The organism is Reticulibacter mediterranei (assembly GCF_016587455.1).
In genome coordinates this window covers 1,747,206-1,771,176 of record NZ_BNJK01000002.1, presented here as the reverse complement: position 1 = coordinate 1,771,176, position 23,971 = coordinate 1,747,206, and the positions used below count along the sequence as shown (strand labels likewise).

General features: G+C 53.3%; 26 protein-coding genes. 18 read left to right on the top strand and 8 right to left on the bottom strand.

Annotated elements, in window-relative coordinates; genetic code table 11:
• The first annotated feature begins 44 nt into the window (after window positions 1-44).
• Genes K3T83_RS46250 through K3T83_RS46240 form a run of 3 tightly spaced genes read left to right on the top strand, consistent with a single transcriptional unit; the run spans window position 45 to window position 2,146 of the window.
• Window positions 45-668, top strand: a complete 624-nt coding sequence (locus tag K3T83_RS46250) for a TetR/AcrR family transcriptional regulator (RefSeq protein WP_220209913.1) — start codon at window positions 45-47, stop codon at window positions 666-668.
• Between the two features lie 38 nt (window positions 669-706).
• Window positions 707-1,735: a saccharopine dehydrogenase family protein gene (locus K3T83_RS46245; protein ID WP_220209912.1), complete on the top strand. Its 1,029-nt coding sequence runs from the start codon at window positions 707-709 to the stop codon at window positions 1,733-1,735.
• Between the two features lie 18 nt (window positions 1,736-1,753).
• On the top strand, window positions 1,754-2,146 hold the full coding sequence (locus K3T83_RS46240; protein ID WP_220209911.1) for a nuclear transport factor 2 family protein: 393 nt from the start codon (window positions 1,754-1,756) through the stop codon (window positions 2,144-2,146).
• A 141-nt stretch (window positions 2,147-2,287) separates the two neighbouring features.
• Here K3T83_RS46240 and K3T83_RS46235 read toward each other — a convergent pair whose 3' ends face one another.
• The gene (locus K3T83_RS46235; RefSeq protein ID WP_220209910.1) at window positions 2,288-2,824 is read right to left on the bottom strand and encodes a general stress protein; all 537 of its coding nucleotides are present in this window, start codon (window positions 2,822-2,824) and stop codon (window positions 2,288-2,290) included.
• Window positions 2,825-3,255: 431 nt separating this feature from the next.
• Here K3T83_RS46235 and K3T83_RS46230 point away from each other — a divergent pair, with 431 nt between their 5' ends.
• From K3T83_RS46230 to K3T83_RS46215, 4 genes are all read left to right on the top strand, one after another.
• Entirely contained in the window at window positions 3,256-4,266 is a 1,011-nt protein-coding gene (locus K3T83_RS46230; protein ID WP_220209909.1) for an aldo/keto reductase, read from the top strand.
• A 501-nt stretch (window positions 4,267-4,767) separates the two neighbouring features.
• Entirely contained in the window at window positions 4,768-7,233 is a 2,466-nt protein-coding gene (locus K3T83_RS46225; RefSeq protein ID WP_220209908.1) for an ATP-binding protein, read from the top strand.
• Window positions 7,167-7,439, top strand: coding sequence for a response regulator transcription factor (locus K3T83_RS46220; RefSeq protein ID WP_220211099.1), 273 nt, complete (start codon window positions 7,167-7,169; stop codon window positions 7,437-7,439). Before K3T83_RS46225 ends, K3T83_RS46220 begins: the two co-directional genes overlap by 67 nt.
• 197 nt (window positions 7,440-7,636) lie before the next feature.
• Complete coding sequence (locus tag K3T83_RS46215; RefSeq protein WP_220209907.1) at window positions 7,637-7,840, top strand: hypothetical protein; 204 nt, start codon at window positions 7,637-7,639, stop codon at window positions 7,838-7,840.
• A gap of 170 nt (window positions 7,841-8,010) precedes the next feature.
• Here K3T83_RS46215 and K3T83_RS46210 read toward each other — a convergent pair whose 3' ends face one another.
• From K3T83_RS46210 to K3T83_RS46195, 4 genes are all read right to left on the bottom strand, one after another.
• Entirely contained in the window at window positions 8,011-8,508 is a 498-nt protein-coding gene (locus K3T83_RS46210) for a DUF1579 domain-containing protein (RefSeq protein WP_220209906.1), read from the bottom strand.
• Between the two features lie 199 nt (window positions 8,509-8,707).
• The gene (locus K3T83_RS46205) at window positions 8,708-9,580 is read right to left on the bottom strand and encodes an LLM class flavin-dependent oxidoreductase (protein ID WP_220209905.1); all 873 of its coding nucleotides are present in this window, start codon (window positions 9,578-9,580) and stop codon (window positions 8,708-8,710) included.
• Window positions 9,581-9,823: 243 nt separating this feature from the next.
• Window positions 9,824-10,261, bottom strand: coding sequence for a MarR family winged helix-turn-helix transcriptional regulator (locus tag K3T83_RS46200; protein WP_220209904.1), 438 nt, complete (start codon window positions 10,259-10,261; stop codon window positions 9,824-9,826).
• A gap of 106 nt (window positions 10,262-10,367) precedes the next feature.
• Entirely contained in the window at window positions 10,368-11,096 is a 729-nt protein-coding gene (locus K3T83_RS46195; RefSeq protein WP_220209903.1) for an SDR family oxidoreductase, read from the bottom strand.
• A gap of 157 nt (window positions 11,097-11,253) precedes the next feature.
• Here K3T83_RS46195 and K3T83_RS46190 point away from each other — a divergent pair, with 157 nt between their 5' ends.
• From K3T83_RS46190 to K3T83_RS46160, 7 genes are all read left to right on the top strand, one after another.
• On the top strand, window positions 11,254-12,111 hold the full coding sequence (locus K3T83_RS46190) for a helix-turn-helix transcriptional regulator (protein ID WP_220209902.1): 858 nt from the start codon (window positions 11,254-11,256) through the stop codon (window positions 12,109-12,111).
• Window positions 12,112-12,772: 661 nt separating this feature from the next.
• Window positions 12,773-13,900, top strand: a complete 1,128-nt coding sequence (locus K3T83_RS46185) for a winged helix DNA-binding domain-containing protein (protein ID WP_220209901.1) — start codon at window positions 12,773-12,775, stop codon at window positions 13,898-13,900.
• Between the two features lie 1,140 nt (window positions 13,901-15,040).
• Entirely contained in the window at window positions 15,041-15,673 is a 633-nt protein-coding gene (locus tag K3T83_RS46180) for a TetR/AcrR family transcriptional regulator (RefSeq protein WP_220209900.1), read from the top strand.
• Between the two features lie 21 nt (window positions 15,674-15,694).
• Complete coding sequence (locus K3T83_RS46175; protein WP_220209899.1) at window positions 15,695-16,555, top strand: alpha/beta fold hydrolase; 861 nt, start codon at window positions 15,695-15,697, stop codon at window positions 16,553-16,555.
• A gap of 187 nt (window positions 16,556-16,742) precedes the next feature.
• The gene (locus K3T83_RS46170) at window positions 16,743-17,198 is read left to right on the top strand and encodes a MarR family winged helix-turn-helix transcriptional regulator (protein ID WP_220209898.1); all 456 of its coding nucleotides are present in this window, start codon (window positions 16,743-16,745) and stop codon (window positions 17,196-17,198) included.
• 204 nt (window positions 17,199-17,402) lie between these two features.
• On the top strand, window positions 17,403-18,266 hold the full coding sequence (locus K3T83_RS46165) for an SDR family oxidoreductase (protein WP_220209897.1): 864 nt from the start codon (window positions 17,403-17,405) through the stop codon (window positions 18,264-18,266).
• 61 nt (window positions 18,267-18,327) lie between these two features.
• Window positions 18,328-18,870, top strand: a complete 543-nt coding sequence (locus K3T83_RS46160) for a DUF1697 domain-containing protein (protein ID WP_220209896.1) — start codon at window positions 18,328-18,330, stop codon at window positions 18,868-18,870.
• A 14-nt stretch (window positions 18,871-18,884) separates the two neighbouring features.
• Here the strand turns inward: K3T83_RS46160 and K3T83_RS46155 are convergent, their stop codons facing one another.
• On the bottom strand, window positions 18,885-19,388 hold the full coding sequence (locus K3T83_RS46155; RefSeq protein ID WP_220209895.1) for a MarR family winged helix-turn-helix transcriptional regulator: 504 nt from the start codon (window positions 19,386-19,388) through the stop codon (window positions 18,885-18,887).
• A gap of 182 nt (window positions 19,389-19,570) precedes the next feature.
• Between K3T83_RS46155 and K3T83_RS46150 the strand changes: the two genes are divergently transcribed.
• The 4 genes from K3T83_RS46150 (at window position 19,571) to K3T83_RS46135 (ending at window position 23,118) form a co-directional block, all read left to right on the top strand.
• Window positions 19,571-20,299, top strand: coding sequence for an alpha/beta fold hydrolase (locus K3T83_RS46150; protein ID WP_220209894.1), 729 nt, complete (start codon window positions 19,571-19,573; stop codon window positions 20,297-20,299).
• 444 nt (window positions 20,300-20,743) lie between these two features.
• Window positions 20,744-21,244, top strand: coding sequence for a DoxX family protein (locus tag K3T83_RS46145; RefSeq protein WP_220209893.1), 501 nt, complete (start codon window positions 20,744-20,746; stop codon window positions 21,242-21,244).
• A 12-nt stretch (window positions 21,245-21,256) separates the two neighbouring features.
• Complete coding sequence (locus K3T83_RS46140; protein ID WP_220209892.1) at window positions 21,257-22,516, top strand: sensor histidine kinase; 1,260 nt, start codon at window positions 21,257-21,259, stop codon at window positions 22,514-22,516.
• Window positions 22,513-23,118: a response regulator transcription factor gene (locus tag K3T83_RS46135; protein WP_220209891.1), complete on the top strand. Its 606-nt coding sequence runs from the start codon at window positions 22,513-22,515 to the stop codon at window positions 23,116-23,118. Before K3T83_RS46140 ends, K3T83_RS46135 begins: the two co-directional genes overlap by 4 nt.
• A gap of 40 nt (window positions 23,119-23,158) precedes the next feature.
• Here the strand turns inward: K3T83_RS46135 and K3T83_RS46130 are convergent, their stop codons facing one another.
• Complete coding sequence (locus tag K3T83_RS46130; RefSeq protein ID WP_220209890.1) at window positions 23,159-23,689, bottom strand: hypothetical protein; 531 nt, start codon at window positions 23,687-23,689, stop codon at window positions 23,159-23,161.
• Window positions 23,676-23,963, bottom strand: a complete 288-nt coding sequence (locus K3T83_RS46125) for a helix-turn-helix transcriptional regulator (protein WP_236065220.1) — start codon at window positions 23,961-23,963, stop codon at window positions 23,676-23,678. Before K3T83_RS46125 ends, K3T83_RS46130 begins: the two co-directional genes overlap by 14 nt.
• Between the last annotated feature and the right edge of the window lie 8 nt (window positions 23,964-23,971).

The following is a 23,971-nucleotide window of genomic DNA, read 5'->3' as shown; positions in this document are numbered from 1 at the left end:
TAATAATACCGACCGGTCGGTATTATTATAAAAGGAGGAAGAATATGTCCAAAGGAGAACAGACCCGTCAGGCAATTCTTGGCGAAGCTGCACAGGTGTTTAGCATCTCTGGGTATGCTGGTACCTCAATGGATGCCCTGACTCGCGCCACCGGGCTGACAAAAGGTGGAATCTATAATCATTTTGGCAGTAAAGAAGCTCTTGCTCTTGAGGCGTTCGATTTTGCACGGCAACTGATCCAGGAGCGCTTCAACGAGATCATTCAGGATCGACACCACCCCATTGATCGCTTAATGGCTGTTGTATTGGTATTTCGCAGTATCATCTATGATCCACTCCTTCAGGGAGGCTGTCCTGTACTCAATACAGCTACGGAAGCTGACGACACCAATCCTGCTTTGCGGGAACGAGCGCAACAAGCGAGTTCGCAGTGGCGAACATTCATTACCCAGACAGTGAAACAGGGCATTGAGGAACAGCAACTCCAACCAGAAACGAAACCTGATATGGTTGCTACTGTCCTTATCGCGACGCTGGAAGGAGCTATTATGCTCAGCAAACTCTATGGCGATCTCATTTACATGGACCAGGCAGTCGAACATCTGAGCTGCTATGTGCAAAGCTTAGGAAACGAGAGCGGATCACAGAGGGGTTCCCTGAACAGGTGATAAGACCATAACTTGAAAGCGAGGAAGAGATGAAATCTATGGAACAGATTGTGGTGTATGGTGCCACAGGTTATACCGGTCGGCAAGTTGTGCAGGAATTGCGGCGGCGAGGCTACACGCCAATCCTTGCCGGGCGTGATGAACGCGCCCTGGTGACCATGGCGGCAGAAATCGGGAAAGAGGCATTGGTACGTGTGGCACAGGTTGATCACCCCCAATCACTATACGCACTTGTCGCAGACAGTGCTGCGATCATCAATTGTGCTGGACCATTTGGCCTCACCGCTGAACCACTGGTGGCCGCAGCAATCACTGCTGGAGTTCACTATATCGACATTTCCGCCGCCGAACAACGAACGATCCAGACGTTGCTCGAACGCTTCGATGCTTCGGCGCGCCAGGCGGGCGTGGTGGTTCTACCGACAATGGGGTTCTACGGGGCGTTGGGAGATATGCTTGCTCACCTGGTGGGGAGTTCACTTGCTCCACTTGACGACCTGACGATTGCATATGCTGTTGACGGGTGGTTATTCAATCCCAGCGGATGGCGCACTCTGGAGCGGATAGGGAAAGAACGGTTGGTCTACAGGGACGGTTCTGTGATACCTCGCACTGGCCCTTCACAGTTCTCTTCGTTTTCGTTTCCGGCCCCCATCGGCACTATACCAGTCATGGAAGGATATCCATTAGGCGAAACGGTTACGCTTCCACGACACCTTCCCACACGACAAATCAACGCGTTGATGGCTACCTCAACTATCGATGCGATCACCACGCAACCTAAAGCAGCCACATCACAAGAGCGTGCCCAGTCCAGTTTCACCATTGCGGTACACGCGGTCGCGGGCCAGCAGAAACGATACGGTTTCGCTCGTGGCGTGGATATCTTTGGGATCACGGCTCCAATCGCTGTTGAGGCAGCATTGCGTCTGATCGCGCATGGCTTTAGTCGAGCGGGGGCGCTCGCTCCGAGCGAGGCATTCGAGCCAGCCTCATTTCTTAATACGCTCCAGGGGTGGGACTTCTCCTACGAAACATCTGTTCATCCAGACACACTTTTTTCTTGAAAGTAAAGGCCTATCCATATGACTATCGAAAATATCTCTCAGTTGCAGCGGCTGGCAACACGTTACGGCGAGGCATGGAACGGTCACGACCTCGACGCAATCATGAGCATGCATGCCCAGGATACTGTGTATCACTTACACGGCTTTGGCGGCCCGCATAGGGGCTGGAAGGCAGTACATGACATCTTTGCGTCGCAATTAGCCACCTACCAGATATTATCTTTCGATATCCGTAGCTTGCATTGTGGGGATACGCATATTGTCTTCGAGACTATCATTACAGGATCGACCCTTGCAGGCGCTGATCTCAGCTTCGACGCGATTGATCTGTTGACTATTCGCAACGGCCTGATCGTCACAAAAGACTCCTATGTACTGCAACACCAGCGAGGCAGTATAGCATCCGAGTGATGGTGCCACTGACGCTGATCGAAGTGCGGAAGAAACAAGGTTGGAGAAGCAACGAAGATACAGTGGAACATGGTTCTATTGATATTCTCCAATAAAACGACGTTCCACTATGGGGCCAGGTGCTATTGAATGGGCAAACCGTTACGGCTCCTCCAGTTTCGCGGTTGCTTCGGGATCGTGTGCTTGCACGATATCAACGGGCGCACCGGGATCGTAGGCGCTATTGCGTTTGAGAATCTGGAATGCCTCTAGCGGTCGCTCATCGGCCTGGACAATGACGATGCTGCGGCCCACCTGGACCTCTTGATCGTAGGCGCGTGCCTGCTCCTCTGGCACTCCAAGATGCATCAACGTGGTAATAAATCTACCGGTTGCCGCTCCCAGGACAGCTCCACCGGCAGAGAGCAGGATGCCTCCCGCAATAGCGGAGCCAACGCCAGGGATGAGCGATGCAGCGGCCGCGCCAGCTACTCCGCCGACTACTCCGCCAGCAATCGCTCCCGCTGTCGAGTTGCCTTCGGGCTGTTCGGCGGGAACATCTTCGACGCGTGTGTTGCCCTCGCGCATGAGAAATCCGAGCTGATCCTCGCGAAACCCTGTCTGCCGAAGCTCCTGCAACGCCTGCTCAGCCTGCGCTCGATCATGAAAGACACCGATCACCACTCTATTCTCTTGCATAGATTCCTTTCCTTTCCATTCCTTAATATAATATATATCCTCTTTATCAGGATTTCCCTCACAAAGATCTCATTGAAAGACAGCACTTTCCACCCGGCACAACCACATTTGTTATACGTGAGCCATGCTCCAAAAGATCATACATCTGGAATGTTTTGCGAGAGGTTGAGGCGTTGCCAGGCTTCGCTTTTATGTGCAAGGTTAAGGGGTTTTAGGGGATGGCGGAGGTGATGACCTGGAGATTGTCGAGGCTGTTGGTAGGAATGATTCTTTTTGAGTTTGGTAAGTTTGGTAGAAAATGAGGGGGACGATCATTCTGGGGCATGCATCTTTTGGAGGATGTGGAGGGAAGCAATAGAGATGTAAGATGCGGACGCATCCCTAAGAACTGGAAAACCGTTTTCTTGTATTTTTATCAAAGGAGAGACCTGATGCAGGCTACGATGATCCGAACATTTGGAAGAAGTGACATAAAGATAGGCGCCCTGGGAATAGGCTGCTGGGCAATTGGAGGACCGTTTTGGGAAGGAGATTCGCCTCGTGGTTATGGACAAGTAGACGATGCAGAGTCTCTACGAGCTATTCAACGTGCCGTGGAAGTGGGTGTGACTCTTTTTGATACGGCTGGCGTCTATGGCTGTGGACATAGTGAACGTATTCTTGGGCAAGCGCTCGGCAAACAGCGTCAACATGTTTTCATCGCGACAAAAGTTGGCAAGCAGTTCGATGAAGAAACGCGCAAAATTACGGGTGGTTTGGATGAACTTCAATTAGATCCCCAGACATATATTCGCCAAGCCTGTGAGGGGAGCTTACGTCGCCTCCAAACAGACTACATAGATCTCTATCAACTGCATTTCGGAGATTACGAACTTAACAAGGCAATAGAGGTTCGTGAGGTATTGGAACAATTGGTGACTGAGGGCAAAATCCGTTATTATGGCTGGAGCACCGATGATCCAGAGCGAGCACGCCTGTTCGCCCAGGGCAAGCACTGTACTGCTATCCAGCACACACTCAATATCCTTGAAGATAATCCAGCTATGCTTGCTGTATGCAAGGAATATAATCTCGCAAGCATCAATCGCGGCCCCTTGTCAATGGGCCTGCTGACTGGAAAGTATACATCAAGAGAGCAGATCGAGCAGGAAGACATCCGAAAATCACAGCTTTCCTGGAATCCTTTCAACAGCGAACGGATGCCAGTGCATCTAGAACAACTGAACAAGGTCCGTGAAATCTTGACCAGCGACGGACGCTCCCTGGCACAAGGGGTACTCAGTTGGATCTGGTCTCGCAGTGAATGCACATTCCCCATTCCTGGTATCAAGACGAGTGCACAGGTAGAAGAGAATGCAGCCGCGATGCACTTCGGGCCCCTCAGTCAGCGGCAATTGACCGAGATTGATCGATTGCTGGCAAGAGGAAGTACGGAGAGTTAGCCGGTTGAAGATGCTCAGAGAGACTAATCTGCGCCAGATAGTGTAAATTCATCTGGATAGGAACAATCAGAAGACAAGGATTCAGGTCAATAGAGGCTCCGAATCCTTGTCAAAACATCAGAGAAGCAGTGAGAAGAGGCAAATTAGAACAAAGGTACTCTATTTCCTAAAATAAGACTTATCTTAGAGCTACCTCTTGTATGGATATCCTGCATAGCACGCATTATAGCGTTTGACATGCGTTGCGTCAACAAGGAGGCAGCGTACCAATCCGCCCCCTGCCTTGCCTGAAAGCCCAAATCCATGCATCCCTTCCTTCTTTTCGTTCTCTTGCTGAGGGAGAACGGTGCTCCCATCTCAAAGCATTGCACTTGTGACACGCAAAAATCAGCAAAGAGTTTCCCTCCATCCAACCCGCGAGCGCAAACTTGCCGGCCGTTGTGCTGTCTGTTATACTGATCCTTGTGGGAAGAATAGACTAGCATGAGAGGCGCAAGACCTATGGAAAGAGCAGACATACAGCAATTGACACCATCTCCCACGCTTTTTCTCGGTCGATCCCAGGAAATAGCTGAGATTGGCATGCTGCTCTCTGATCCATCCTGCCGCCTGTTGACGCTCGTCGGGCCTGGAGGCATCGGCAAAACCCGGCTCGCAATGGAGGTCGCCTCGCACCATCGCGCGTTGTTCCCCGATGGCGTCTTCCGTGCATCGCTCGCTCAACTCTCCTGGACCAACGATCTGCTGCCCACCATCGCCGAAGCCATGCCGTTTCGCTTTCAGCAGAATCAGCGCAGTCCACGTGAACAGTTTTTTGCGTATCTACATGATAAGCAGGAGCAGCGGGTGTTACTCGTACTGGACAATCTGGAACATCTGCTGGATGGGACCGATCTTATCGCTGATATCCTGGAGGCCACCTCCGGCTTAAAAATCCTCGCCACCTCTCGGGAGGCGCTCAATCTTCAAGAGGAATGGGTCAGGCCAATCACAGGGCTGAGCTATCCTGACCTGGAAGATGGCAAGGCCGCCACCGATTACAGCGCGGTACAGTTGTTTTTGGAGCGCGCACGTCGGATACGCGGCGATTTCGATCTGGCCGAAGACGAGCAGGGCGTGATAGAGATCTGCCAACTGGTGGAAGGGATGCCGCTGGCAATCGAGCTGGCGGCGGGCTGGCTCAAGACGCTCCAACCTTCCGACATTGCCCACGAGATCAAACACAATCTGGACCTCCTGGCAACTCGTGCGCGTAACCTCCCAGAACGACACCGCAGCATGCGCTCCGTGTTCGACCACTCCTGGCAGTTGATGAGCGAACAGGACCGCGTGGTCTTTCAGAAGCTCTCAGTCTTTCGCGGCGGATTTACACGCGAGGCAGCGGAAGTCGTGGCCGGAGCCTCGCTGCCAGCGCTCGCACGGCTGATCGACCAATCGCTGCTCCGCCGGTCAGCAACGGGACACTACGAAATTCATGAGCTGCTGCGACAGTATGGTGCGGAACAGCTGGCGGCAATAGGCCAGACAGAGGCGGTGGAGCAGGCATATATCAACTACTATCTTGGCCTGTTACGCCGACTTGAGCGTGATATCAAAGCGCACAACCAGATCGCCGCGTTAGACACCATAGCAACCGACTTTGAGAACGTCCGCCATGCATGGCATCTGGCCGTCCACCAACGGCAAGTAACAGGACTCTCAAGTGCGGTGGAAACGTTGCACTGGTTTGCCGACATGCGGGGGCACTATCACGAAATTGTCGCCATGCTCCAGTTCGCAGTTGAGCAGTTTTCCACGTCCCCCACACCAGAGCAGCAGCTCATACTTAACCGCATACAGGCACGATTGCTGCGTTTGATCTTGTTAGGTAGTTTGCGCATAGAGCAGGATTTGCACACCCAGATCGATCATTGTCTGGATGCGGCACGCACGCAAGAGGATCAGGCAGAGATCGGGTTCTGTTTGCTCGTTTCAGGCATTCTCGCCATCTGGGATGCAGGAGGCAAGGCTCCTCTTCCCTCCAGGGCTGCGACCGACTTTGAAGAAAGCGCCGCCATCTTTGAGCGGCTTGGCGACCCTTTCTATCAGGCAGAGGCGCTCTCGTGGCTGGCTGGAGAGGTGCCACTAACAAACGGCACTCAGCAACATTCGGAACAAGAACTGTTCAAACAAAGCCTCGACCTGCGCCGGGCCATTGGCGACCGCAACGGCATCGCCTGGAGCATCTTCAACCTGACCTGTACCACGCTCGCCCAACAGGATTATCTCACCTATGAGCGCTCGACACGGGAGGCGCTCGCAGCGATGCACGAAATCAGGAGCGTCAAAGGGATCGTACAAGCGCTGTTCAATCTGGCCCAGGCTACCTTCTGGAAAGGCGAAGTGGAAGAGGCGCTAGCACTGGCGGAACAGATGAGCAAACAGGCGCACGAGACCAGCTATCTCGACGGAGCCAGGCTATCGGCGGATCTGCAGGTGTTTTTGCGCTGTGTGCTACATGAATCCTACGCGGATAGCGCAGAACTGCTACGAACAAACTGGTCTCTCTCGCCAGAAATGTTCTTCAGCAGTCAATACAATCTGGGAAAACACTGGGGGCTGGCTCTGGCTCACTGCGGGTTGGGGCAGTATGCAGCCGCCCGAGCGGGATATGCGGCGCTTTTTCAGGGAAGCTACGACGATCCCGCCCCGGCAACGTTGTGCCTGGCGCTGGAAGCAATTGCTTGTGCCGATGAGGACGCGCCGGAGAGAGCCGCCGAACTGCTGGGGCTGGCATTTGAGCAACTCGTGCAGGTGAGTGGCTGGCTAGAGCGCTGGGCAAAAGTGCCGCAATTGTGTACTAACCTGAGCGAACGGCTGGGCGAGGAGGCGTACCAGAGCGCCCGAAAACGGGGGCCGCGCTGGATCTGGAAACCTCGATTCGCTCTATCCTGGGTGAAGCGACAGAGGCACCCCGCAAGCACATAGAGCAGGCGCTACTCGAACCGCTGAGCGAGCGAGAGCTTGAAGTTCTCGACCTGATCGCGCAAGGGCTTTCCAATCGTGAAATCGCCCGCCGCCTCGTGCTGAGCGTCGGCACAGTCAAGGTCCACACACGCAATATCTACGGTAAGCTGGGCGTCGGGAGTCGCACCCAGGCATTGGCACAGGCTGCCAGATTCAAGCTGCTCTAATCCCACTTTACCCCCGACTGCATTACCCGTCCGCAAAAAATACCACCATCGATTACCACTTTTGGTAGATCTCACTACCACCACCTGTGGCTTATGCTTATGACATCAGCAATGAGCAATCAGGCTCGTGCGATGAACAAGTATATTGAATACATTGTATGAAATCATCTGAGTTCTTATCAAGAAGGGATTTGAGCATGCAGCCATATTCTCACTATATGGGATTAAAAATTATACATGAGCAGATAATCGAGGAAGCACAGAACCGCAACCGCTTTTCGTCAGAAGAGCAAGACGTCCACAAGCAAAACTGGCTTCAGAGCGTTGGAGCACTGTTTGCTCACCTGAACGCCATCACTGCTCACAAACCAAAAACAGCGACTTCGCCCAGTTGTGACTAGCAGCGACATCTATTAAAGGTGCGGTTTCTTAGGGCGCCTCTTCTCTGTCTGTCTCGGTAAAGATTGAGGTAGACAGAGAAGAGGTGTCCTGGCATTCCAGGGGTCTGGTTGCCCCAGGAGGAGGAGGCTTTCGAGAAAAGCTCCTCCTCTCGGTTTCGTGATATGATGAGTTATTTCCTTCTGGTGAATTGCATAAGAAAATTGGTATTCCAGGTAGTGCCTCCATCAAAGGAGAAAGCTTGCTGCCAACGAGCCGCATCCGCAGTAATGTGATCCCAGATATAGCGAACATGCAAGGGCTTGCCATCCGGCGTTTCAATCACCTGAGAGAAGATACCAACCCCATCCTGAAAGGTTCCGCTGAGAGGTCGAAAGTCGTCTGGTCCCTCTCGGGTATCGATCCAGGTAATAGACCAGCGATGTGTGGTTGGATCAAAGGCTTTTACACTCAGTGCTTTCACAATCTCCCCAGAAGGAAGCGTTGCCTCGTAATGCTCGACGACGGCCCGACCATCAAGACGTTTTTCAACCAGATCAATTGCGGAGAATTCTTCCCATGTGGCCTCTTCTTCAGGTTCGTGATCTGCCCAAAAAGATCTCCCCGTCTTGCGCTTGTTGTGAATGTTCCAACTGCCAATCAAAAAAGCGAAATCATTTGCTCCAGACATAGTTCTTTCCTCCAGATAAAACGTTTTGTAGGCAGCATACCAGCTCATGAGGTCAGGATTGTTCCTGATTTTCGCTCTTTCCAATCAGCGGCAGATCTGATTTTCTATATTTTTGCAATGCTTCGTGAAAATACAGAAAGGTCTGCATCAATGGTATTGAGCATTGCTCTTTTACCACTGATGCATGAATTTCTTCAATTTATCTGAGTGCGTCTTCTAAACGACCCATCTGATTAAGTTCTGCAATACAGGGCCAGAAAATCAACTCATCAGTCCCGATGTCGGCAAAGGCTTTGCGCGCTTCTTTGACTGCTTCAGGGGTCGCTATCAACCCCTGAACGACCATTGACCCAAACTGAGGCCCGTAGTAGTGATTGATGTATTCTCCTCCTCGTTTTTGTGCGTCTGGACCCAGAGCATAGTAGACACAGCCTACCAGACGTGGCTTTCCCGCTCTTCCAGCCTCACTCCACACCTTCTCAGCTGCTCGAAATCCCTGTGCCGCCATCTGTGCTCCTCCCCCACCAGCAATATAACCATTCCCCCATTGTCCCAAACGCCGCAGCGCAGCTGGTGCTCCTGCACCAATGAGGATTTCAGGTCCACCAGTTCGCACAGGAGCCGGACCAATCGCGCCCACTTCATCGCTGAGTGCCTGACCCGACCAGATACGCTGCATGGTTGCCAACTGTGCATCAAAGATCTTGCCTCTCGAATGATAGGGAACGGATGCCGCCTGAAAGTCATCTTCGCGCACGCCCACACCCAAACCCAGCGTCAAGCGTCCTCCCGAAATCGCATCCAGGCTGGCGGCCTGCTTTGCCAACAAAGCGGCACGATGCAGAGGGGCCAGCAGAATGGATGTCGTAAAGCGAATGCGTTGCGTCGCTCCTGCCGCCGCAGCAAAGGCAATCAGTGGGTCGTAGTTGTCGTAGACCAGGCGATCAATGAGGCCCAGACTTGAGAATGGACCAGCATCCGCTTTCTTTGCCCACTCGATAATCTGATCGCCCGCAACTCCAGGAATATTGGCCGGTAATCCAATACCAATCTGCATTTCATGATTGCTCATGTTTTTCTCCTTCTAATAGAAGTATGCCTATACAACACATCTGTTCGTACGCACGCGTGGATGTCTATACTTGAGTATGTCTTCTGATGGAAATGAAACAGCCCTTTCGTAGTCGCGCGATTTATCGCGCATTACTCGAATGGCACAACATGCGCGATAAATCGCGCGACTACGACAGAGCGAGTTCACCCTATGCCTTGTTCATCAGGTTAGTTTATATGTAAACTAACTCGACAAAAAAATTTAATCTGGTCCCAGGGATCGATTAAGCGTCCGTAACAAATTGTGGAGCGCGAGTTGATCCTCATCTGAGATAAGGCCCATATACTCAGTGACCAGCCTCTCATGCGCCGGTACGACCTGCGCGGCAAGTGTCGCGCCCTGTTCCGTCAAGGAGACGATATGGGTACGACCATCCTCCGGGTCAGGTCGCCGCTGCACCAGGCCGCGACACTCCAGGCGGTTCAATAAACCAACGATATTGCCTTTCGTCACAAACAAGCGGTTTGCGAGCGCCTGTTGCGAGATTTCAGGAGCCGCCTGAAGATTGGCTAACACCCCAAACTGAGCGGGCGTCAGGTCGTATTTCTCCAGATGGAGCAAGAGATGCCGCTCGATTTTATACATGATGCGACGGAGATACAACCATGATCTCACACCTATCTGTATTTGATGACGCATATCTCACTCCCCGGGTTTTACTCGTTTAAGTATAAACTATTTTGTCGTTTCCTGTCAACCTCTTCGGGCGGCCTGCGTCCTGTGTCTGTGGTAGAAGTTCCTGAGATCAGATCAGGCGATGGCCACCATCAACCGGCAAGACGGTGCCAGTCGTAAATTCGTTCTCCATCAGAAACAGGGCAGCATGAGCGATATCAGCGGGTTGACCGATACGGCCAGCGGGCAGACGTTGTGCCATCTGCGCGAACGTGGCTGACTTGTTGGCGGCCAGAGCTGAGTTCGCATCCCAGATTGGCGTATCGATCCAGCCCGGCGAGACGGCATTGACGCGCACAGGAGCGAGCGCCACCGTCAGGCCGTATACAAGCGAGAAAAGCGCGCCATTGACCGCGCCAACAAGATAGCCGGCTGGCATTGGACGCTCAGCAGCAATTCCACTGATAAAGGTGATGGAACCATGCGCATTGATCGTGCGTGCAGCATACTTCGCGAGCAACAGCGCGGCAACGAGCTTGGCATCGATCGTCTTGCGCGCTGCCTCCATGTCCAGTTCGCGAATCGGCTGATAGGTCAGGTTCGAGGCTGCCGAAACAAAGAGATGATCGAAACGCCCGACGCTCTCAAATATACGGCTCACCTCTTCCTCGCTGGTAACATCGGCGGCGATAGTGCGCACATGCTTGCCACTCAGTTCTTCGACCGCTTGCGCCAGCCGTTGTTGAGAGCGGCCAACGATAACGACTTCGGCCCCCTTTGCCAGTGCCGCGCGTGCAACCTCCAGGCCCATGCCAGAGCTGCCGCCAACAACGATAATGGTCTGTCCTACAATATCCATAAGATTATTCTCCTTGCAAGTTGTTTTGTGTAGGAAATGTTTTATCTCAACCACAGAGAGAGTACTCATAGAAGTGTATAATAGAAGGTATGCTCTAACCAGACGAGGACTTATCATGGGAGAAAGAATCCTACCATAACAGCGAAAGGCAACAGGCATGGACAGGCAACTGGAGCAATTCCGCGTACAGGAATTGGGGGACTTTTTACGCACAAGAAGAGGGCGAATCGCACCTGAACAGGTCGGATTGCCACGCGGAGGGAGGCGCAGAACGCCCGGTTTGAGGCGCGCGGAGGTAGCACAACTGGCGGGAGTGAGCGTGGACTGGTATACATGGCTGGAGCAGGGGCGCCCGATCAGCGTTTCCATGCAGGTGTTAGAGAGCCTTGTGCAGGCGCTACAACTGAACACCAACGAGCGCGAACATCTCTTCTTCCTGGCCCGTCAGCAGCCGCCTCCTGAGACCACGCAGCCGCGCGAAACGGTCAGCGCCGCCCTGCGCCACTTTCTTGACCAGTTCAAACTCAGTCCAGCCGCTGCCATCGGATCACGCTGGGATATCGTGGCCTGGAACGAGGCCGCGCGGCTGATTCTCTACGATTTTCCCCACGTCAGCGAGCGCGAACGCAACATCGTCTGGCGCATTTTCACGTCCGCCGAACATCGCCAGCTCGTGGTTGATTGGGAGCAACACGCGCGCCGCATCCTTGCCCAGTTTCGCACAAGCTATGGCCGCTTCCCCGGCGATCCCTACATGACTGCCCTGATTCACGATCTGCTCGCTGCCAGCCCCGAATTTCGCCAATGGTGGCCCGATCACGAGGTCTTACGCGGACCGGAGGGCATCAAAACGCTCAACCACCCGCAGGCAGGCTTTCTAGCTTTTGAGCATCTGATGTTCCAGGTCTACGACGAGCCAGACTTGAAAGTTGTGGTGTACACGCCTCTGGAGGAAGGCGGAACAGCGGCAAAGGTTCGCAGGTTGCTCGATGCGAAAGTATCTTCTAGCGTTTGAGGCAACAAGCAACCTATCACCTATCAAAATAGTCCCTAATTCAAGGGGGAGAGAGGGAAAGTCACGTTATACATCTCGCACATTAGGAACCTGTCAGTAGTGTATTTAGCCGTTAAAAAACTCTGACAGATTGTAAGGTTGTGTGCCATCGATCACTAGATCGGCTTTTTGTTCTAGATGTTCACGCTCAATATATTCATCCTCTTGCGCCATCCATTCCTCCCATAGTGAACGAGCAGATTCCCCATCGCGTTCAAGGCCGCGCCGCAGCAGATCATGGCGTGGCGTTTCAATCCAGATGGAGAATGCTATGTATGGTCGAAAAGCCTCTCTTGATGAAGAGACACCCTCAAGGAGAAGATACTCGGTAGGTGGGATTTCGTGCCACTAGGCAGCTCCTCTTTTTGACAAAGCCTCATTACTGGCCGGTCCGCTCATGCAATCATACACGCAAAGCAAGTATTTTCGTCTTAATGAGTGGGTCAAGGTGAATCTGGATTTCATCGAGCAGATCAGCGTTTCGGTCGGATACCCGGAGCCTTTATTAAATGTCTTCAGGATAAGCAAAATCATCGCAATAAGGTCGCATTCTGACCGCATGAACCTGTACACTGGGATTGAAAATCGTGGAAAAGTGTTGATTGCATTGAAAGGAGCGAAGATGAGAACATTGAAATGGCAGCAGGTGCATGCCTGGCGTTTGTCGCAACATGGCCTCGCCCCGCGTTTCTCCTCGCAGGATTTCGCCCTGGCAGTGACGCGCACTGCTGGGATTCAGGCCCAGGTGATGTCGGCGGCAGAACTGGCGATGTGTACCCGCGTGGAGGGACTCTCTCCACGCGATGTCCAATCCGCCCTCTTCCAGGACCACACCCTGGTAAAGACCTGGGCCATGCGTGGCACCTTACACTTACTTGCGGCAAACGAACTTCCTCTGTATGTCGCGGCGCAGGACTGGCAGCTTCACGAGAGATGGTCAAAGTATTTCGCCGAGTGCGGCCTCTCAACAGCGCAACAGGACGCCTTTCTCCTGGCTATCCCATATGTGTTAGAGCAGGAGCTGGAACCGCTGACGCGTCTGCAACTGGCTGATGCGGTAGCCAAACACACGGGGATAGTTCAATTACGCGACTTGATCATATCTTCAAGCTGGGGAACTCCCTTGAAACCATCCGCCTATCGCGGGGATCTCTGTTTCGGGCCGGGCCAGGGGAAGACAGCTACCTTCACGAACCCTAGAAGATGGATCAGGGAATGGCAACCTATCGAGCCAATGCTGGCGCTTCAGGAAATAGCCCGGCGGTATCTGCGGGCATACGGTCCGGCGACCACAGACGATTTTGCTTTCTGGTGGGGGTGTACGAAAACTCTCGCAAAGAACCTCTTCCAGTCGCTAGCAGGAGAGTTGGAAGAAGTCGAGGTAGAAGGATGGCGAGCATTTGCCCTGTGTACAACCCTTCCACTCATCCAGAGCGTTGAGCCAGCAGAGCGGATTCACCTGCTGCCCCTATTCGATGCCTATACAATTGGAGTGCCGCGCGATTGCGAACCCCTGCTCGCGCGAGCCTACAAGCGGCAGGTCTTCAACCTCCAGGGGTGGACCTTTGCGGTCATTCTGGTCAACGGTTCCATTCAAGGAATCTGGCACTCTACCATCCGGCGCTCGCACGCCGTCGTCAAAGTGAGCCTGTTCACCTCATCCACCGCCTCGATCCAAAAAGGAATTGCCACCGAAGCGGAACGGCTCAGTCGCCACTTCGCAAAGGAGGTCTTGCTGGAATATGAGTAAGCCTCCCTCATCTCCCCGGTTGATTGGTACATCCATGAAATCCTCAAAGATCGACCCGGATATGGCAGGGGCGATGGCTTGTCTTCGCCCGTAATACCCATCATGCATATATTGCATTCAGAGTGGGGGGAGGACAAGCCATCGCCCCTGCCATATCCGGGTCACGTTGACCGCTCTATTTGCCGGATACACCATTGGTGCAATTTCACAAATACATATGGATGTTGTAGTCGAGCGATTTATCGCGGGGGAAGCCTACGATGCGCTTCGAGCCACCACGACGCATCAACAAATGCGGAAGGGAGAGAGGGTTCTCCCGTTTTTCCCCTGGTACGTGTGGACACACGGATTATACATCCAACCAATGTACCCCAAGGAAATAGGCCTCTCCCTGGCATGCGCGGATACACGGGTTATCCATCCAACCAATATGTTGAGGTGATAGGCTTCTCCCCTTGTCGCTACGGGAAAACCCCAATATGCTCTGTCTCCTCACCATTCCCCTTTTGATTGCCAACGACGCATCTATGAGTTTCAAGCCTGCAATCAGGCGCTCCCTCTTTTCGACAACTACCACCTCAGTATAGCATGGCAGACCCGTTTATACAATCATTTGCACAGGCCAGGCAGGGCTTTCCAGTTCTCCGCTCAAAGGGGTGCAGGGGTCTCCCTGCCGGGGCCTGGGGCGTCCCCAGTTTCCTTCCCTCCTTCGCGCGCCGCCTGCGGCGGCGCGCAAAAGAGAAGAAAAAAGGTTTTTGTGGGGACACCCCGCACCCCGGCAAAGGGCTGCCGCCCTCTGCACTCCTGCTAGATGGGAGAATTGGAAAGCCCTGACAGGCCAGGTATTTTTGTCGTAGAGAATAGGCAATAAGAGGGTTTTATAGGAGAAAAATCTTGGCGATTGGCTTGTGGAACGGGGCGCAGATCGGCGCTTAGAGATGCACAGGCTGCAATCTGCGCTTTTGGTTGGGGTTAGATCATCGCGATTCCAGGATCACTCTTTACCAGTTTGGACATATAAAAGAATAGAAGAAGGTTTTCTTATGTAACAGCGGTAGCAGAAAGAAGCGCTTGATATTTTCCCTTCTCTGCTTTATACTTACATCGTAAGTTTACGATGTAAGTATAGGAACGAAGATCATGGCGAAATCTGGTGAGCCACTCACACGGCAACGAGTGCTGGAAGCAGCCCTGCATTTGATTGACCAAGAGGGTCTGGAAGGCTTTAGTATGCGCAAGCTCGGCGCGTCGCTCGGGGTTGAGGCGATGTCACTCTACAACCATGTTGAGAGTAAACGAGCCGTCTTTGATGGGGTGATCGAACTGCTCATCGCTCAGGCTCCATTGCCTGTGCATCCTAACGTCTCACCACGTGAGGAATTATGGACCATTGCTCACGCCTTTCGGGACGTTCTGCGCGCTCATCCACGTGTGCTTCCGCTCATCGCAACCAGCCCGCTGCGCACATCAGCCTCTCTTGCGATGTTAGATCGTCTTATTGAAACACTTCATCAGGCACAGATTACCGGCGTTCAGTCTATCTATGCGCTCCAGTGTCTGGTCGGCTTTATTGTTGGGCATACGTTGCTCGGCACAGGAACGCAAGCAGTCGCAGGGCTGGAACCAGGGCCAAACGGCCCGATGGTCTGGCAACACTTTCCGGCAGAGCAATACCCCAGGCTCCACATGTTGTTGCCAGAGGTTGCACAATGGAACGCTGATCAGGAGTTTGACTTTGGATTACAGGCGCTGTTTCAGGGTCTCTTTGGGTAAAAGAAAGGTCCATACGATATCATGAGTACAAGGGAAAAACACTACAAGATAGCAAACGGAGAGATACAACTCGCGGTCAGCGAGACAGGGCAGGGGCAAACGCTTCTGTTCTTCAACGGAGGGGGAGCAACACAAGTGAGTTGGAAGCGGCTCATCCACGAACTTCGTAAACCGTATCGGTTTGTCACCTTCGATTTTCGCAATCATGGCAAAACAACGCACTCGTCTGATGTCTCTCTCAAAGGCTTCTTGAGCGATGCCGAGGTCATCATGGACCAGGTTGCTGGCGATCGACCGCTTGTGGTTGGCTGGTCCCTGGGAGCCGACCTGGCTATCTGGTATGCAGCAGCTCATCCAAGAAGAGTGGCAGGGCTGTTTCTCATAGATGGTGCTGTCCCGGTCAATCTTGTGGCTGATCCTGAGGATGTCAAGCGCCGCCTCGATACGCACGCGATGAAGTTTGGGCAACTCCTCCTATCTCTGATTGGCATGGGGTATCGACTCACTCCTTCCGAGTTTGCAGCCTTGACCATTGAACTGAATTCGCGCCGTGAACAGCTCCTTTCGGCCTACGACCAGCTTGATTGTCCTGTCGAGCTAGTCCTGGCAACGAAATCTGCTGGGGAAAAGGGAGCACATGCTGAGCGAAACAATGCGCTGTGGCAGGCTGGAGGTGAACAACTCAAGCGCCTGTATCCGGCACTTTCTCTCCAGTGGGTGGACAGCACTCACCTCCTTCCCTTCAAAGAACCAATAACGCTTGCACGATCTCTCGACGCGTTTGTTCAACGCATCCAAGCTGTCTCACCAATCCCAACAGGAAACCAACAACCATCACAGGCTCCCCCCGGTATGAAAACACAGCAAATGGAAGAGAAATGAATACGACACAAAGACAAGCACGGCAATTGCTCCCACCAGGATGGCCCCCTCTAAAAGAAATAGCCTTGACAATTCTGTATTCACACGTTAATATACAATCAAATTGATAATAATTTGAGTGGGGCAATTCTTGAACGGCTTTGTATAGAAGACACCGAAGCGCCCCTCTACATAAAGGTTGCTAGAGATGGAACAGGATCGAGAGAACGCGCAGGTGCAGGCAGTATTGGACTTTATGTTCTTCCAGAACGAAACCCTTAGCCGCATCTCTCACGGGTTTGAAGATCAAACTTCGTGTTCGCCTGAAGAGGCCAATATTCTCTCGCTACTATCCCGTCGTGGGCCACTGAGGGTCAAGGAGATCGCGCAAGCTATGCCCGGCATGGACATGAGCAAACTCACACGCGTCCTCAATAGCCTGGAAAAGCATGGCTACGCCACCCGTTCGCTCAATCCCACAGACCATCGCAGCTTTGTGATCACGCCAACTGAACGCGGCACCCAACTCCTTGCGACCTTTAGCAACGAGCTTGAAACGCTCGCGCGCGGTATGCTGCACACCCTGACACCCATCGAACGAATCATCCTGATCGAATTGTTTACTAAAATTCAGACAACCTGGCACCAATCACAGAACCCATAGCACGTATCATATAATTGATATGGCCGATAATGAACTCATCCCGGTTTTCCTCGCTCATGAACAGGCTACATCAATTACGAGGCCAATGCTCTCTTTTTTTGATCGTTTTTATTATCAATTTGATAATAAATCACTGCGAAAATTTAGAAAACAATACACAAAGCACTCGCGCTGACTGCCTGAAACAACAGAAAGGACTCTATCATGATGCAGAATAAAATCGCACTTGTCACTGGCGCAAACACTGGAATAGGCAAAGTCATAACCACCGAACTCGCTCACAAGGGAGCAACCGTTGTTCTCGTCTCTCGCGATCGTCATCGCGGCGAGGAAGCGATGCGCGAGATTGCCGCCACCACTGGCAATTCTTCGCTCGATCTACTGGTCGCGGACCTCTCCTCGCAACAGGCCGTTCGTGACATCGCCGAGCAGTTTCAGCAACGGTATTCACAATTGCACATCCTGGTGAATAACGCGGGAGCGCATGTGCAACAGCGCCAGATGAGCATAGATGGGATCGAGATGAACCTCGCAATCAACCATCTGGCATCGTTTTTACTCACCAACTTGCTGCTCGACACCATGCGCAAGAGCACGCCTGTGCGTGTCGTCAACGTGCTGTCCGACGCAATGACGCGTGTTAACAGTCTGGAGGATCTGCAAAGCGAGCAGGCATTTGTCCCCTTTGAGGTGTATGGGAAAGCCAAGCTCATGCAACTCATGTGTGGCTACGTCCTCGCCCGCAAGCTCACCGGAACAGGCATTACCGTCAATGCGTTACACCCGGGCATTACCGCAACCAAAATCATCAACGACGTTGCCCCACCGCCCATGCGTCCCATCATAGGCATCTTCAAACTCTTTATGCAATCGCCCAAAAAGGGGGCGAGCACAGCGCTCTATCTGGCGACCTCGCCCGAGGTAGAAGGTATCACCGGCCAATACTTCATCAAAAGCAAACCGGAACGCTCCGTCCCCATTTCCTACGACAAGGAGTTGCAGCAACGGATCTGGGATGTCAGCGCGCAACTGGTTGGTCTGGATCATCTGGTGGAGCATCACGCTTGACGCACAGATAATGAAAGCGCAACACGCATCAAGCTCTTGAAAAATGAGCTATACTGAAGAGATGAAAACAACCTACATGATTTTCCTGCGTGGCGTGATGCCGACTGGCAAGAACAAAGTACCGATGGCACAGCTGCGTGATGTACTGACGCAGGCTGGTTTCGGGAACGTTCGCACCTACATTCAGAGCGGCAACGCGTTTGTTGATAGCGAGTTATCGGCACCCGAAACTGAGAGCCTCATTCACACCCTCATTCAAGAGCAGATCGGGGCCGATCTCGTTGTGGTGGCACGCACTGGCGAAGAGGTGCGCGCCATCCTCAGCAACAATCCATTTCGTGAAAGCATCGATCCCTCGCGGGTCTTCTTTGCCCTGTTTGCGCAACGACCCGCCGCCGAAAAAATCGAGGCACTCCTCGCCCAGAACTTCGGCGAGGAGCGGCTGGCGATTGTGGGAGATGCGGCCTATATGTACATTCCTGGCGCTTATGGCAGAGGTAAGCTGAGCAATAACTATCTGGAAAAGAAGCTCAATATTTCCGCTACCATGCGCAATTTCAATACGATGAGCAAAATGGTGGAGATCGATCAAAGAGACAGGTAAAAGATTACGAACCCTCATTCATCGAAATGAGTCTCGGCGAGCGAGGCCACAAACTTGACCAGCAGGCGAGCAAACTCCTGGCGTTCCTGCTCCGGCCACTGATGTGTAATCTGTCCAAAAACGCTCTGTTGATAGCGGTGGGCCTGCTCTACCAACACCTCTCCAGCATGAGTGAGTTCCAGGCAGATGCGGCGGCTATCGGTTTGTGAAGGCGTGCGCGTGAGGTAGCCAGCGGAGATGGTTTCGGCAACCAGCCTGCTTGCTGTTGAAGGATCAATTGTCAGGCGCTCGGCCACCACGCCAACAGTGATCTCCTGATCGGGCTGTTCCGCTCTAGTCGTTGCAACGGCCTCCGTCACCAGAACTTGAGAGAGATCTGGTGTTTTGCCGGTTGAGCGCGACAACTGTTCTCGCATCGAGTGACGGCTGAGCATCCGACCAAGATGAAATAAAGCCTGACCCGCCTGAGTTGACTCGGACGAAGACATCGCCTCACCTTGCGTCTCCGCTGATTCCATACCATCGAACTGTTTCATGGCACCTATTGTACCACTCGACAATCTTCCCCTCAACAGCTATAATATATGTATGCTACACACATATTTAAAGACAACCAGACGGAGGAACATACCGTTATGGATTGTGAGCATCCCTAGTTGTTCTTAAGAACGTCACACTTGTTGAAAAGAAAGGTTTATCGATGAGTACTTACCTGCTGATACATGGGGATTGGCACGGTGGATGGTGCTGGAACAGGCTCGCTCCTCTCTTGAGGCAAGCGGGCCATCACGTGCTGGCTCCTGATCTGCCGGGACATGGACAGAATCACACGCCATTGACCACTCTCACGCCACAGAGCAGCCTCAACTTTCTTCTAGAGTTGCTTGATGTTCAGAATGAGCCGGTTATTCTGGTCGGGCATAGCTCCGGGGGCATCCTGCTCACGCTGCTTGCGGAACGGCGGCCTGAGAAAATCAAGCTGCTGGTGTATCTTTCGGCGTTTTTGCTGCCTCCCGGCATCTGGCCTCGCTCCCTTGCCAGACAGGATACAGAGTCTCTTCTGCCCTTCGCGCTGCTAGTGGATCAAGAGCGCCAGGTCGTGACGGTGAAGCCTGAAGCAGCCAGAGAGGTATTCTATGCAGATTGTACGGATGAAGAGGCGGACTGGGCTACGAGTTTGCTGGTCCCGGAACCGCTCAGAATGAAGGCACCAGAAGTAGCGCCTACACCCGTTGATACCCCTGAAATCTCTCTGCCCAGAGTCTACATCTCCTGTTTGCAGGACAGAGCGCTTGGGCCGTCGCTTCAGCAAAAGATGTATACGGCGCTGCCCTGTCAAAAGGTCTATACCCTATCAACCAGCCACTCGCCGTTTCTTTCTGCTCCCGATCAACTGGCGACGTGCCTTCTCGATCTCAATTCCATATGAAATAGTGTGTACATATGACATTTGTCACGCCCGAATCACGAGAAATTTCACTTCCCTGATGCTTTCTCCGCTCCTATAATTCCTGATCAAAGTTAACGTGCATCATTGGTGCATCCGGCAATTGAAAGGGGAATAGCCCTGGGCAGAGAGGATGGTGGGTTCACCCGTAGCGACAAGGGGAGGCGGGGAGAGGACGCGGGGGCCTTGCGCTTGTCGCTGTTGGGGTACTGGAACCGGGAAACAGACAAATGATGTGGCGAGGGCGACAAGCGCAAGGCCCCCGCAACCCCTCACACCACCCCTTGTCGCTACGGATGGGGAGAGCTTTCTCTCCCCGGAACATTTGCCAGATGCACCAATCATTGCGCCCGTCGCCCCTACGACACATAGGGACGTTACAGAGTTATTTGATTAAAATCTCATAACGAGAAAGGAGCACGCGCGATGCCAACTCACCTCTCGAAAGAAGACGCGCTGATGAAACTGAAAGGGATCAGCTATTGGGTGGCAACTATCCTCATCGTACTTGAGTTGCTGGCAGGAGGAGTGGCGGATCTGATTCATGGGCCAACACTGCTCTTTGCTGGCGATTCTGTCGTCCTCGTTCTGGCGCGGCTTGGCTACCCGGTGTACCTGCTCACAATTCTAGGAGTGTGGAAGCTACTGGGGGCAACCGCATTGTTGGTGCCGCGTTTTCCCCGGCTCAAGGAATGGACGTATGCGGGCATCTTCATCGAACTGACGGGCGCGGCAGCATCGGCGGCGGCACGCGGTGGTGACATGGGAGACCTCATCGCTCCCCTCGCTCTCGCCGCCCTCACACTTGCTTCGTGGGCACTGCGACCACCAGCCCGTACCCTCGGAGTCATCCTCCCTACCCGGGAAACAGAATCGAGGAAGAATGATACAATAAACGCGGCGGCATCATTCACGGCACCAGAATGAAGGGACACAGCAATGCGAACACGAGACGATCCCCTATGGCGTGCAAAGGGAAACGCAAGCCGGGAGGGAGTCGAGACGAATGATGAAGTTATGAGAGAGAGTGGCGTCACCCTCACCCTCTGGCGGCTCTACCAGCACTTCTGGCTGCTTATCTGTCTGTTCTTTCCTCTGGCTTCTCTGATGAGCAAACCAGATGCACAGCTTCGTCTCGCTGTAGGTAGCATGACCCTGCTCTTTTTCGCAGTAAGCTATACCTGGATCATGTGGCCGCATCCCGCAAGCCAGGGAGCGCGCACACGTGGACGATCCCTTGCGTCGTTGCTCCTGCTGGCAGCTCTCGGCCTCCTGGTTAGCACGTTCAGCCTCCTTGATGATCCTGCGTGGCTCTGGCCCTTTCTTGGGGTGAGCGCTATGGCCGGGGTGCTACTCCCTATGCGCCGCGCCGGAATTGTCGTTGTGAGCTTAACGGCTCTTCCGCTCTTCATCACCATCTTCACCCACAGAGGTATAGAGGGGATCGATTGGTGGTGGCTCATCGCGCTGATGTTGCTGGTGCGAGGATTGGGCCTGGATATGATCGGCGTCTCGCGCATGGGCAGCGCTATTCGAGAGCTGCATACAGCACGTCAGACACTCGCTCGTATGAAAGTGGAGGAAGAGCGCCTGCGTCTGGCGCGCGATTTGCATGACCTGCTAGGGCAAACTCTCTCAGTGATTACCCTCAAGAGCGAACTTGCCCGCAATCTGATTACCGAAGATCCAGCACGCTGCGCCCGAGAACTCGCTGAAATTGAACAGGTCGGGCGTACGACGCTGCGCGAAGTCCGCAAGACCGTTGCAGGCTATCGGCAACCGCAACTTTCGAGCGAGCTGGACAGTGCGCGACAACTGTTGGAAGCAGCAGGAATTGAGCACTCCATCGAGGAACTTCACGAAGAGCTTCCCCAGCCGCTCGATGCGGTTCTGGCGTGGACAGTACGGGAAGGAATTACCAACGTGATTCGTCACGGTCGAGCGCGCCGCTGTCTGCTGAACTTTGTGCGGGAGCGAGAGAGAATTAGCATAGAGATATTTAACGACAGGCAGCGAGCAGAAGACATAGCAGAGCAATACACCGACCGGGGCAATGGGCTGGCAGGTTTGCAAGAACGGGTAAGTAATCTAGGAGGCAGCATGGAAGCTGGTCCACTCACCTTATCAGGCAAGCAGCATTTTCGCTTACGTGTGGAACTGCCAACGCAACCTACTGTTTTGCAGGAGGATGGACAATGATTCGTGTACTGCTGGCAGAAGATCAGGCAATGGTGCGAGGGGCACTGGCGGCGCTGCTGAGTCGCGAGGCAGATATTGAGGTGGTCGCGGAGGTGGCGCGAGGCGATACTGTCATCGAAACGGCCCTCGTAGCTCAACCAGATGTGGCGCTGCTCGATATTGAAATGCCCGGCGGTGGTGGACTCATGGCAGCGCAGGCGTTGCGCACAGCCTTGCCCTCGTGTCGCGTCGTGATTCTGACCACTTTTGGGCGCAGTGGCTATCTGCGTCGGGCGATGGAGAGCGGAGCTGTCGGCTTTTTGCTCAAAGATGAACCAGCGAAAGCGCTTGCGGTGGCGCTACGCCGGGTGATGGCCGGGGAGCGCGTGGTGGACCCGGATCTGGCGGTGGCCTCGCTCAGTGAGGGCAACAATCCGCTGACCAGCCGAGAACGCGAGGTACTCTCTGCATCGCTTTTCGGGGCCAGCCTTGCCGCCATAGCCGCTCAACTCTCGCTGTCGGAGGGAACCGTGCGCAATCATCTCTCGGTAGCGATGCAAAAGCTGGGCGCGCAGAATCGGATGGAAGCAGCGCGCCTCGCCGAACAGAAGGGCTGGCTGTGAGCGGTTTTTCCCAGCCAGCTAAAGAAACGTGAAACGCTGGTTAGCCCTGTTCTTTCCAGACAACGATGGCTGTTGGCAAGTAGGACAGCAGATCAATGACACCCATCATGATACAGACAACCCCAACTAGCCCGGGATAGTAGGTCAGGTGCCAGAAAGAAATGTTAGCGAAAACAGCGGCAATTGCCAGCCAGCAAATCAGCGCAACGATTCTGTAGGACATCCGGTAGGCCTGATCTATAACCTGCCTCTCGCGCTCGTCAAGCCCGACAATACTTTCCTCATACGATTTCAGCGTCCACCTTGAAGCCATTCTGAGGGGAGAAGCATTGCGTTTGAATAAAGAGCGACTTAAGAAAATCAGCACTGCTGGAATGAGCACGACCACTGTCATGTAGGATAAAGTGCCATTGGTAGCGAACGAATCAATAAGCCTATCTATAACCAATCCAAAGATGATGATGAGGCAGGGCAGAGCGATGAGCGCAACAGCAAGTCCCTGCTGGCTCATGGGAGAACGGTTCTCCGGTGTATTCGAGTTATCGAAAACAGTATCATTATAAAGCTTCATGCTTTTTCTCCTCGAAATTTACAGACGGTTTTACTTGCTGGTAGATTTCTTCACTTAACGGTCGGAATGGCTTACGCGAAAAGATGGCTTCTATAGGTAGATCAAAAAACTCGCTGATACGAAAGGCAAGCTCAAGACTGGGGTTATATTCGCCACGTTCCAGGTAGCCAACTGTCTGGTAATTGATACTCAGAGCTTTAGCAAATTCCTGCCGAGACAGGCCGCGTTCAGCACGCAATACGGGTAATCGGTTATAAATGACGTTTTCCGGCATAGAACAGC